The following is a 10768-nucleotide window of genomic DNA, read 5'->3' as shown; positions in this document are numbered from 1 at the left end:
TCATATTTGACAATGCTATATACCATCTTTTGTAAATAAATGTTCACGACTAGGATAAATCAGTATAATCTGCGCCGTTTGAATTTTCTTCGGAGCTTTTATGAACCAGCTTAAAACGGCGGTAGCCGGTGCGCAGATTTTGTTTGTCGCATTCGGTGCAATGGTGCTTGTGCCGCTTCTGACGGGACTGAACCCGGCTTTGGCATTATTGGGCGCAGGCTTGGGCACTTTGTTGTTCCAATTGGTTACCAAACGTAAAGTGCCGATTTTCCTCGGCTCTTCTTTTGCCTTTATTGCACCGATTATCTACTCCATCGGCGAATGGGGCCTGCCTTCTACCATGTTCGGTCTGTTTGCGGCAGGTTTCATGTACTTTGTTTTTGCCGCTCTGATCAGATGGCGCGGTCTGGATGCGGTACACAAGCTGTTGCCGCCCGTGGTTATCGGTCCGGTAATTATGGTAATCGGCTTGTCCGTAGCCGCTGCAGCCAGCAGCATGGCTATGGGTCAGGCGGATGGAAAACAGGTCATCGACTATATCGACTCGCTGATTCTCTCCGGCTTTACCTTTGCGGTAACCGTCATTGTTTCTGTCTTCGGCAGCAAGATGATGAAGCTGATTCCGATTCTGATCGGCGTGGCTTCCGGCTATGTGTTGGCTTTGATCATGGGCTTGGTCGATACCAGCGCCATCATCAACGCTCCTTGGTTTGCCGTCCCTCATTTTGAAACGCCTCAAGTCAATTGGCAGGCTGCCTTGTTTATGTTGCCCGTTGCCATTGCCCCTGCCATCGAACACATCGGCGGCATTATGGCCATCGGTAATGTAACCGGCAAAAACTACACTAAAGACCCGGGCTTGGACAAAACCCTCGCCGGCGACGGCTTGGGCGTATGCGTGGCCGGTTTGATTGGCGGCCCTCCTGTGACCACTTACGGTGAAGTAACCGGAGCGGTGATGATTACCAAAAACAGCAACCCCGTCATCATGACTTGGGCAGCAATTTTTGCGATTTTCATGGCGTTTTTCGGTAAGTTCAACGCGTTTTTGGCTTCGATTCCCATGCCGGTTATGGGCGGCATTATGTTGCTGCTGTTCGGTACAATCGCCTCTTTGGGCATCAAAACATTGATTGATGCAAAAGTCGATTTGATGCAGCCGAAAAATCTGGTTATCGTCAGCTCCGTATTGACGACCGGTATCGGAGGCATGATTATCAAAGTAGGCACTTTGAGCTTCGCCGGTGTAGGTTTATGCGCCGTATTGGCCATTATCCTGAACTGCGTTTTGCCCAATACCAAATCAGAAGAAGCATAAATAGCTGGCTCATAAACTCAAAGGCCGTCTGAAAATGAGATTTCAGACGGCCTTTTTATTACGCTTTATACAATGAAAAATGCCAGAGACTTTATCATCTCCGGCATTTTTGAATAAGGTGGCGAGCCGAACCCCCGGCACTGGCTCATCAGAGTGGGCTGCTGGCTTCCGCCCCTGACCCGGTGTTCCGAATTACCATGCGGGGAGACCCGCCATAGAAGAAACGCATTATAGCGGTTTTACAGAAAAACTCAAGCGATAAAATCTCTCAGGCCGTCTGAAAACCATTTACACGACAAGATTGTAAACAATATCTCCTAGTTGCAAATCATTCCCATTGAAATGTTTATTGTCTTTTCCATTGAAAAATATCGAAAATTACACTACATTAACACTTTACGGCATCAAGAAGAAATTGCATTTTTCAGACGGCCTTTAATATAAAAACATTACATCCATCAACGGAACACGACCATGACCACGACTACTGCCCCTCAGCGTATTCGAGAAATTCCCTATAACTATACTTCTTATACCGACCGCGAAATCGTCATCCGACTGTTGGGCAACGAAGCATGGCAAATCCTGCAAGACCTGCGCGGTCAACGCAAAACAGGACGTTCGGCACGAATGCTGTTTGAAGTATTGGGCGATATTTGGGTGGTCGTGCGCAATCCGTATCTGGTCGATGACTTGCTGGAGCATCCGAAACGCCGCGTCGCGTTGGTACGCGAAATGCGCCACCGCTTAAATGAAATCCGCAAACGCCGCGACGATAATCGGCAAGTGGATGTCTTGGTTGCCGCAGCAGAAAAGGCAGTCGAGCGTTTTGATAGCAGTTTTGATGAAACCAGCCAAAAACGCCATCAAATTTTGGATCGCTTAAGCAAAATTACCAAGCCGCACAATATTATGTTTGACGGATTGGCTCGCGTAACGCACGTTACCGATGCGACCGACTGGCGCGTGGAGTATCCATTTGTCGTCGTCAACCCTGATACCGAGGCAGAAATTGCACCTTTGGTGCGCGCCTTAATCGAATTGGACTTGGTTATTATCCCGCGTGGCGGCGGTACGGGTTATACCGGTGGCGCAGTACCTTTGGACGCAAACAGCGCAGTCATCAATACCGAAAAACTCGACAAACATCGCGGCGTCGAATACGTTGAGCTGGCAGGCTTGGACGGCAGACATCCGATTATCCATTGCGGCGCAGGCGTGGTAACGCGCCGAGTAGAAGAAACCGCGCATCAGGCAGGTTTGGTGTTCGCCGTCGATCCGACTTCCGCCGATGCGTCTTGCGTGGGCGGTAATGTGGCGATGAACGCAGGCGGTAAAAAAGCCGTGCTGTGGGGTACTGCCTTGGACAACCTCGCCTACTGGAACATGGTCAATCCTCAAGGCGAATGGTTGCGTATCGAACGCGTGCGCCACAATTTCGGCAAAATCCACGATGAAGAAATCGCCTTGTTTGACGTACATACGTTGGATTCAGACGGCCGCAATATCGTCAATACCAAACGCTTGGAAATCCCCGGCCACAAATTCCGCAAAGTCGGTTTGGGCAAAGACGTTACCGACAAATTCTTGAGCGGTCTGCCCGGCGTGCAGAAAGAAGGCACAGACGGCATCATCACCAGCGTCGCCTTCGTATTGCACAAAATGCCGAAATACACGCGCACCGTGTGTATGGAGTTTTTCGGCACGGTTGCCACCGCCACGCCTTCTATCGTTGAAATCCGCGACTTCCTGCTCGCCCACGACAGCGTGCGGCTGGCGGGTTTGGAACATTTAGACTGGCGTTACGTCCGTGCCGTCGGTTATGCCACCAAAGCAGCAGGCAAAGGCCGACCTAAAATGGTCTTGCTGGCAGACGTGGTTTCCGACGACGAAGCCGCCGTACAGGCAGCCGCAGAACACATCTGCGAACTCGCCCGCGCCCGTGACGGCGAAGGCTTTATCGCCATATCTCCAGAAGCGCGCAAAACCTTCTGGCTTGACCGCAGCCGCACCGCCGCCATCGCCAAACACACCAACGCCTTTAAAATCAATGAAGACGTGGTAATCCCGCTTGAAAGGCTCGGCGAGTATTCAGACGGCATTGAACGCATCAACATTGAGCTTTCCATCCAAAACAAACTCAAACTCTGTGCCGCCTTGGAGCAATATCTGTCCGGCAAACTCCCCATCGACAAAATGGGAACAGACCTGCCAACAGCCGAACTGTTGGGCGAACGCGGCAAACACGCTCTAGCCCACGTTTCCGCTGTCAAAGCGCGTTGGGAATGGCTGCTTGACAATTTGGACACGCCGCTTGCCGACTATAAGGCTCGCTATGGCGCAGCCGTCCACGCTGCGCCCGAAGCCAAAGACAATGAAAGCTGCTTTATTGCCTTCCGCGATTTCCGCCTGCGCGTGTCTGTCAAAGCGGACGTAATGAAGCCGCTTTCTGAAATCTTCAGCGGCAAAACTGATACCAAAATTATCCAAGGTTTGGGTAAAATCCACGCCAAAACCGTACGCAGCCGTGTCTTCGTCGCCCTGCATATGCACGCCGGCGACGGTAACGTTCATACCAATATTCCGGTTAACTCAGACGATGCCGAAATGCTTCAGACGGCCTATCGTTCTGTGGAACGCATCATGAAAATCGCCCGCTCGCTCGGCGGCGTGATTTCCGGCGAACACGGCATAGGCATTACCAAGCTCGAATTTTTGACCGATGAAGATTTGCAACCGTTTTGGAACTACAAAAACCAAGTCGATCCCAAACACACCTTCAACCGTCATAAACTGATGAAAGGCTCGGACCTGCGCAATGCCTATACGCCGTCTTTCGAGCTTTTGGGGGCGGAATCTCTGATTATGGAAAAATCAGACCTCGGCACCATCGCCGATTCCGTCAAAGACTGCCTGCGCTGCGGCAAATGCAAACCCGTCTGCTCCACCCACGTTCCGCGCGCCAACCTGCTGTACAGCCCGCGCAACAAAATCCTCGGTGTGGGGCTGTTGACCGAAGCCTTCTTATATGAAGAACAAACCCGTCGCGGCGTTTCCGTCAAACATTTTGAAGAACTGATGGACATCGGCGACCACTGCACCGTGTGCCACCGCTGCGTTAAACCTTGCCCTGTCAACATCGACTTCGGCGACGTTACCGTAGCCGTCCGCAACTACCTTGCCGATTCCGGCCACAAACGCTTTGCGCCTGCGGCTTCAATGGGCATGGCATTTTTGAACGCCACAGGCCCAAAAACCATCAAAGCCCTTCGCGCCGCCATGATACAGACCGGCTTCCCAGCTCAGAACTTTGCCTACAAAATCGGCAAGCTTCTTCCGATCGGCACTAAAAAGCAAAAAGCCGAACCGAAAGCCACCGTCGGTACCGCCTCAATCAAAGAACAGGTTATCCACTTCATCAACCGTCCTTTACCAAAAAGCGTGCCTGCCAAAACTCCGCGCTCCATGCTGGGTATAGAAGACGACAAGAGTATTCCTATCATCCGCAACCCGGCTTCTCCGGAAGATGCCGAAGCCGTGTTCTACTTCCCAGGTTGTGGCTCTGAGCGTCTGTTCAGCCAAATCGGACTTGCCGTTCAAGCCATGCTCTGGCATGTCGGCGTACAAACCGTCCTGCCGCCGGGCTATATGTGTTGCGGCTATCCGCAAGACGCAGGCGGCAATAAGGCCAAAGCCGAAGAAATGAGCACCAACAACCGCGTGGCTTTCCACCGTATGGCAAACACCCTCAACTACCTCGACATTAAAACCGTCGTCGTCAGTTGCGGTACCTGCTATGACCAACTGGAAAAATACCGTTTTGAGGAAATCTTCCCAGGCTGCCGTATCATCGATATCCACGAATATCTGCTTGAAAAAGGGGTGCAACTAAACGGCGTAAAAGGCCAGCAATACCTCTACCACGACCCTTGCCATACCCCGATCAAAACCATGAATGCCACCCAAATGGCCAGCAGCTTGATGGGACAGAAAGTCGTCTTAAGCGACCGCTGCTGCGGCGAGTCCGGTATGTTTGCCGTCAAACGACCAGATATTGCCACTCAGGTCAAGTTCCGCAAACAAGAGGAAATTGAGAAAAACCTCAAAGAGCTGCCGCAGGGCGAACCCGTCAAAATGCTCACCTCCTGCCCAGCCTGCCTGCAAGGTCTGAGCCGCTACGCCGACGACAACAATATGCCTGCCGACTACATTGTCATCGAAATGGCGAAACACATCCTCGGCGAAAACTGGCTGGATGAGTTTGTGAAAAAAGCCAATAACGGCGGTGTAGAAAAAGTATTACTTTAAAACTTAAGTAACAACTTATAGTTGTACAAAGAATCCAGTTATGTTTAATCATAACTACTATCAATCCCTGCACCCTAGTTTTCCCGTTTTTCCTGCTTTATTTCAATCTTTTTTATAATGCACAAACCTTAATTCTCTAAAGTAAGGATTTAATTTACTAAATAATTTTGTTTTATTAGCTATTATCCTTAACAATCCCTATTAAAATGCGCGCCGATGTTTTGCCGCCTGGCGTATGCGGCTTGTGCGACGGCGAGGCTGCATTCGAGCAGGTTGCGGTTTTCATATTCGGACGCGGTGTGCGGTTCGGCTTGGTTTTGCTTCCAATGCCGCAGTTGGGCGATAGCGCGGCGCAGGCCGGTATCGTTGCGGAGGATGCCGAGATGGCGTTGGTTGAAGGCTTGCAGGACGGGACGGCTGAATGTGTTTTGGAGGTCGTCTGAAAAGATGCCTGCTTCGGCGGTGGGGTTTTCAGACGACCTTTGGGGCGGTGCGGTTTGGAATGCTTGCCCGTCCGCGATGGTTTGGGCGGCAAGTCTGGCGGTAACGACGCATTCGAGCAGGGAGTTGCTGGCAAGGCGGTTGGCTCCGTGCAAGCCGGTGCAGGCGGTTTCGCCTAAGGCGTAGAGCTGTGGCAGGGAGGTTCTGCCGCTGGGGTCGGTTTGGATGCCGCCGCAGGTGTAGTGTTGCACGGGGCGGACGGGGATGGCTTGGTGCGTGATGTCCAAGCCGCATTGGGACAGGCAGTGCCGATGGATGGACGGGAAATGCTGACGGACGAACTCTGCGGGTTGGCGGCTGATGTCGAGCGAGACGAAGTCTTGCGTTTGCTTGGCGATTTCGGCGGCGATAGCGCGGGCAACGATGTCGCGCGGCGCAAGTTCGGCGCGGCGGTCGTAATGCGGCATAAACCGTTCGCCCGATTGGTTGGTCAGGATGCCGCCTTCGCCGCGCACGGCTTCGGAAATCAGGAAGGTGCGGCCGTTTTCAGACGGCCTTGCCAAACCTGTGGGGTGGAATTGGATAAATTCGAGGTTTTCGACTGCGCAGCCTGCGCGTATCGCCATGGCGATGGCGTCGCCCGTGCATTCGGGCGGCGTGGTGGTGGCGGCGTAAATCTGTCCCAAGCCGCCGCCCGCGAGTACGGTATGGCGGGCGCGGATGCGGTAGGTTTCTTGCGTTCGGCAGTCGAGGACGGTCAGTCCGCACGCCACGCCTGATTCGATTTGGATGTCCAACGCCATCTGCCGCTCGCAAACGCGGATGTTCGGACGGCGGCGTATTTGGCCAATCAGACTCTGCATGACGGCTTCACCCGTGTAATCGGCAACGTGGGCGATTCGGCGGCAGGTATGCCCACCTTCGCGCGTCAGGTGCAGGCCGTTATTATTTTGGTCGAACGCCACGCCCTGCGCCAGCAGCCATTCGATTGCCGGTTTACCCTGCGATAAGATGGTGCGGACGGCGGCTTCGTCGCACAAACCCGCGCCCGCTTCCAAAGTATCGGTAACGTGTTTTTCGATGTCGTCCTCTCCCGACCACGCCGCCGCAATCCCGCCTTGCGCATGACGGCTTGCGGTGTCGTCCAGCCGGTTTTTGCACAAAATGACGATGCGGAACGACTCAGGCAGCGACAGGGCGAGCGTCAGTGCTGCCAGCCCGTTTCCGGCAATCAATACGTCGCAATCGGTTTGCATGGTGTTGTCCTTGTTGGAGAGGTCGTCTGAAACGGCAATATGGACGGCAAATCAGGCGGGGCCCATGCCGTTGAACACATCTTTTTTCTTCAGCCCTGCCGCGAAGTCGAGCATACGCTGCAAAGGCAGTTTGGCGGCTTCTCCCAGCTTTCTGTCCAACAGGATTTCGTTGTGCCCGCTCGTCAGGGCGTGTTTGATGCCGCCCAGCGAATTCATCGCCATCCACGGGCAGAACGCGCAGCTTTTGCAGCTTCCGCCGTTGCCCGCCGTCGGCGCGGCGATGAATTCTTTGTCGGGCGCCTGCTTTTGCATTTCGTGCAGGATGCCCAAGTCGGTCGCCACGATGAATTTTTTTTCGGGACGAGATACGGCGGCTTTGAGCAGTTTGCTGGTCGAGCCGACCACATCGCCCAGTTCGATGACACTTTGTGGCGATTCAGGATGAACCAGCACCACCGCATCGGGATGTTCCGCCTTCAACGCCGCCAATTCCTGCCCTTTGAATTCGTTATGGACGATGCACGAACCCTGCCACAACAGCATATCCGCGCCCGTTTCGCGGCGGATGTAGTCGCCGAGATGGCGGTCGGGTCCCCAAATCAGTTTCTCGCCGCGCGATTTCAGATACGACACGATTTCCAACGCCACCGAAGACGTTACCACCCAGTCGGCACGCGCTTTCACGGCGGCGGAAGTGTTGGCGTACACCACCACCGTACGGTCGGGATGTTGGTCGCAAAACGCTGAAAACGCCTCTTCAGGACAACCCAAATCCAAAGAACATTCCGCTTCCAAATCAGGCATCAGCACTGTTTTTTTAGGGCAGAGGATTTTCGCGCTCTCGCCCATGAAGCGTACGCCCGCCACCACCAGCGTATCGGCTTCATGTTCCGCACCGAAGCGCGCCATCTCCAACGAATCGCCCACGCATCCGCCTGTTTCCAAAGCCAAATCCTGAATCAGCGGATCAACATAATAATGCGCCACCAAGACCGCGTTTTTCTCCTTCAGCAAAGCCTTGATTTCGTCTTTCAGACGGCCTGCCGTCTCGCGGTCGGGCGTGTCGGCAACCTTCGCCCACGCCTGACGGATTTGGCAGGCGGAAGTCGGCGTTTGGATGAGGGGCATATCGTAATCGAACGAGCGGCGGGCGGCGGGTTGCATGAGACTTCCTTATGGCTGGTTTTTCAGACGGCATAAAGATTTGCCGTTTATATTTTGAAATATTTTTATATTATGCTCAACTTGAGTATAATAAGCAAGATCGTCTGAAAACTGCTTTGGTTTACAATAAGGTTTTCTCTTGAATGAAAGCCACGCATGGATGCCTATCCTGAAACAGCAGCCAATACGCAAAGTATCGTCGAGCTGGTTCCTGTACTGATCGCCATTACAAACGGCAGCTTGAGGGTTTTGACAGTTGCCAAAGGAGAGCTATTACCCAATGGCCTGCTTGCACCGCTTCGCCACTCTCTGCAAGCAGGAGTCAGGATGTGGGTCGCCAAGCAGACATCGCAGCCTATGGGCTATGTAGAACAGCTTTATACCTTTGTCGATACGCGCCGCCAAAACGAGCAAGGCATGCCTGTCTTGTACGTCAGCTATCTGGGGCTGGTGCGCGAGGCAGCCGACAGCATCCTGCACCCCGACGCAAAATGGCAGGACTGCTACGGCTATTTCCCATGGGAAGATTTGCGCACCGACGACGGGCAGCGCGACGCCATCGTCAGCCGCCTGCGCATTTGGGCAAACTCGGCGGACACGGAGGAAGTGCGCCAAAAGCGGCTCAAGCGCATTCACTTATGCTGGGGGGTCGAACCGGAAAACTGGTCGGAAGAATACGTTTTGCAACGCTATGAAATGTTGTATGAAAGCGGCCTGATAGCGGAAGCCGCCGAGCCGCAGGTAAACTTCGACTTTGCGCTCACGGGGCAGCCCATGCGCCACGACCACCGCCGCGTGTTGGCGACAGCTTTATCCCGCCTACGCGCCAAAATCAAATACCGTCCCGTGATTTTTGAACTGATGCCGCCCGAATTTACACTGCTGCAACTGCAAAACAGCGTCGAAGCCATCAGCGGCAGATTGCTGCACAAGCAAAACTTCCGCCGCCAGATTCAGCAGCAAAACCTCATTGAGCCGTCGGATACCGGCGTATTAGGCAGTAAAGGCCGTCCTGCGCAGCTTTACCGCTTCCGAGATGACGTTCTACCCGATCAGCTGATTTCTGATATCGGGCTGCCGCTGGGTAGCCACTAACAGATTTTCAGACGGCCTCAAATTAAATTTTGCCCCATCGGGCAATATCAATATTTTTCAACAAAGGAACCTTCATGTCGTCTGAGAATAGTCTTCTACCTCTACCCGATACCCTGTTGCGCCCCATGGTAGAACAAGCCTTGAGCGAAGATCTGGGCAGGCGAGGTGATATTACGTCCGCAGCCGTTATAGCGCCCGATAAAACTGCCAAACTTTTCCTGATCAGTCGTGAAGACGGCGTAATAGCAGGCATGGATTTGGCGCGTCTTGCCTTTCAGACGATGAATCAGTCCGTCCGTTTCCAAATCAAAATCCAAGACGGACAAGCCGTCCGCGCAGGTCAGACGCTTGCCGCCGTCGAAGGCAACGCCCGTGCGCTGCTCGCCGCCGAACGCACCGCGCTCAACTACCTCACGCACTTAAGCGGCATCGCCACCGCCACCGCGCGTGCCGTTGCCGAAGTCGCCGAATACGGTACAGACATCGTGTGCAGCCGCAAAACCATCCCCCTGTTACGCGTCCTGCAAAAATACGCCGTCAGGGCAGGCGGCGGCGTAAACCACCGCATGGGCTTGGACGACGCCGTACTCATCAAAGACAACCACCTCGCCTATTGCGGCAGCATCGCCCAAGCCGTTCGGCAAGCGAAGCAGGCGGTCGGACCGTTGACTTGCGTAGAAATCGAAGTGGACACGTTGGCACAACTGGACGAAGCCATCGCGGCGGGCGTGGAACGGATTTTGCTGGACAATATGGACGACGAAACCTTAAAAGAAGCGGCAAACCGCTGCCACACACAAACCGCCCACCCACACACCGTCTATTGCGAAGCATCGGGCGGCATCGGCTTCGACCGCCTGAAACGCGTGGCGCAAACCGGCGTGGACGGCATCGCCCTCGGCTATCTGACCCATAGCAGCCGCTCGTTGGACATAGGATTGGATTTCGTGGCTTAAGTTTGAGTTGGCTATAAAGCAAAAGACAGGGTACTACACTATCAAGTAAATTATATTTCTTGATACATATCCCAATTATTCAGGTTGAGATCTTTACAAAAATTCCCTAAATTCCCATCAAGAAATTTGGGGATGTGAAGGATTTTGCAAGAATTCCTTTATTACCAAGCAAAATGGATAATTACTTGCAGGAAATAAAAAATCCTCTTTCCCAAAAGGAAAGAGGATTT

General features: G+C 53.4%; 6 protein-coding genes and 1 other RNA gene. 4 read left to right on the top strand and 3 right to left on the bottom strand.

Translation table 11 applies throughout. The annotated features are described in order from the left end of the window. The first annotated feature begins 100 nt into the window (after positions 1 to 100). Entirely contained in the window at positions 101 to 1318 is a 1218-nt protein-coding gene (locus HMPREF3022_RS00080) for a uracil-xanthine permease family protein (protein WP_003679234.1), read from the top strand. A 117-nt stretch (positions 1319 to 1435) separates the two neighbouring features. Here HMPREF3022_RS00080 and ffs read toward each other — a convergent pair. After that, an RNA gene (ffs, locus tag HMPREF3022_RS00075) (signal recognition particle sRNA small type) lies at positions 1436 to 1532 on the bottom strand. Between the two features lie 260 nt (positions 1533 to 1792). Between ffs and HMPREF3022_RS00070 the strand changes: the two genes are divergently transcribed. After that, positions 1793 to 5626 (top strand): DUF3683 domain-containing protein, encoded by a 3834-nt coding sequence (locus HMPREF3022_RS00070; protein WP_070764923.1) that lies wholly within the window; start codon positions 1793 to 1795, stop codon positions 5624 to 5626. Positions 5627 to 5814: 188 nt separating this feature from the next. Here the strand turns inward: HMPREF3022_RS00070 and nadB are convergent, their stop codons facing one another. Both nadB and nadA read right to left on the bottom strand, forming a co-directional pair. After that, the gene (nadB, locus tag HMPREF3022_RS00065; RefSeq protein WP_049333468.1) at positions 5815 to 7323 is read right to left on the bottom strand and encodes an L-aspartate oxidase; all 1509 of its coding nucleotides are present in this window, start codon (positions 7321 to 7323) and stop codon (positions 5815 to 5817) included. 51 nt (positions 7324 to 7374) lie between these two features. Beyond that, the gene (nadA, locus tag HMPREF3022_RS00060; protein WP_070764922.1) at positions 7375 to 8487 is read right to left on the bottom strand and encodes a quinolinate synthase NadA; all 1113 of its coding nucleotides are present in this window, start codon (positions 8485 to 8487) and stop codon (positions 7375 to 7377) included. 156 nt (positions 8488 to 8643) lie between these two features. Here nadA and HMPREF3022_RS00055 point away from each other — a divergent pair, with 156 nt between their 5' ends. After that, positions 8644 to 9582: an NUDIX hydrolase gene (locus HMPREF3022_RS00055; RefSeq protein ID WP_049333464.1), complete on the top strand. Its 939-nt coding sequence runs from the start codon at positions 8644 to 8646 to the stop codon at positions 9580 to 9582. A 74-nt stretch (positions 9583 to 9656) separates the two neighbouring features. Then, positions 9657 to 10538, top strand: coding sequence for a carboxylating nicotinate-nucleotide diphosphorylase (nadC, locus tag HMPREF3022_RS00050; RefSeq protein WP_049333462.1), 882 nt, complete (start codon positions 9657 to 9659; stop codon positions 10536 to 10538). Positions 10539 to 10768: the final 230 nt, after the last annotated feature.

The sequence above is a fragment of the Neisseria sp. HMSC065C04 genome (assembly GCF_001815375.1).
GTDB classification, from domain to species: domain Bacteria; phylum Pseudomonadota; class Gammaproteobacteria; order Burkholderiales; family Neisseriaceae; genus Neisseria; species Neisseria flavescens_D.
Note: the sequence above shows the minus strand (reverse complement) of the source record. Positions and strands in the feature narration are given on the sequence as shown.